We start from the raw sequence: 1,416 nt of genomic DNA, 5'->3' as shown, positions 1-1,416 counted from the left end.
ACCGGTCATGCCCGTCTTGCTGCCATCAACAACGGCGCTTCTACTCCAGTCCACTCAAGTCAGACACCGCCACGACTTTGCCGGGGCCCTGGGCTACGACCACACCGACGCAGCCGTACGCGACGCGGCGCATGCGCATGACGCCCGACTGCGCCAGGATGGGGTCGACATGGGCGTCGCCGGCCAGCCCGTGCAGGTGCGGAACCACGACGCGGCCGAGGTGACCACGGAGGACGGGCCTTTCATGTCTTCCACGCTTCCCGTAGCCGGTTTCGCCATCATCGAAGCAGCTACGCTGGCCGAGGCCATCGACATCGTGTCGCGTACGCCTTGCGCCGTCGCGCACGGCGTGGTCGAGGTATGGCCGTTGCCGGAGTCGTCGTAAGCGTCGACTAAGGGACGTCTCGTAACCCCGGCGTCTGTCTGTTGAGGACTATCGTCGAGGATGCCTGGGTGCAGGTGATCTCCGCAGCGCGCGCCGAGTGGATCTTTCCGTTCACCGGGCTGCAGCCCGCCCAGTTTCGCAAGCTGGTTCGGCTGGTCGCCGAACGTGGCGGGCACGCCATCGCCGACGGCCGGCCGGGCCGGCAGTGGGCCCTTGACCTGCCCGACCGGGTGCTGCTGGTGGCCGCGTACTGGCGCACGAACCTGACGATGCGGCAGATCGGCCCACTGTTCGGCGTCTCCCACTCTGCCGCGCACCGGGTCATCGACACCCTCGGGCCGCTGCTGGCCCTGGCGCCGGCGCGGCGGCGGCCGGTTGATCAGATCGCGATCGTCGACGGCACGCTGATCCCGACCCGGGACCACCGCCTGGCCACCCCGAGCAAGAACTACCGCTACTCGACCAACCTGCAGGTTGCCATCGACGCCAGCACCCGCCTGATCATCGCCCTGGGCGACCCGCAGCCAGGCAACCGCAACGACACCATCGTCTACCGCACCTCTGGCATCGATCAGAAACTGGCCGACAGGCCGGTCATGGCCGACGGCGGCTACCAGGGCAACCGCGAGGTGATCATGCCGTACCGCAAGTACCGCGACGGCAGCCCACTGCCGGCCTGGAAGGAAGACCTCAACGCCCAGCACCGCACCGTCCGCGCCCAGGTCGAGCACGCCCTGGCCCGCATGAAGTGCTGGAAGATCCTGCGCGACTATCGCCGCGCGGCCCACACATTGACCGACGCCGCTTCCGGCACCGCCAATCTGCACAACATCGTCCTCACCGGGTAGGCGCCAGCGCGGCCACGGGCAACGCCTTCACCGAGTTACGAGACGTCCCTTAGGCCTGCCCGCTCATCAGCAGATCCGCGCACACTCAGCGGCAGATGCGGATGTCGCGGCGCTCCTTCTCGACTTCACGCCCACGAGCACACATGGCCAGCGGCGACCCGGCCTGGCCGCTCGACCGTGGCG

General features: G+C 68.4%; 2 protein-coding genes. Both read left to right on the top strand.

The genetic code is table 11. The features are described 5' to 3' along the window. A partial coding sequence (locus tag ACWD6N_RS37725) for a YciI family protein (RefSeq protein ID WP_450006756.1) occupies positions 1–385 on the top strand: 385 nt, incomplete at its 5' end. A 68-nt stretch (positions 386–453) separates the two neighbouring features. After that, positions 454–1,233 (top strand): transposase family protein, encoded by a 780-nt coding sequence (locus ACWD6N_RS37720; RefSeq protein WP_354968867.1) that lies wholly within the window; start codon positions 454–456, stop codon positions 1,231–1,233. The last annotated feature ends 183 nt before the right edge of the window (positions 1,234–1,416 follow it).

This window comes from Micromonospora sp. NPDC005163 (assembly GCF_053599835.1).
Note: the sequence above shows the minus strand (reverse complement) of the source record. Positions and strands in the feature narration are given on the sequence as shown.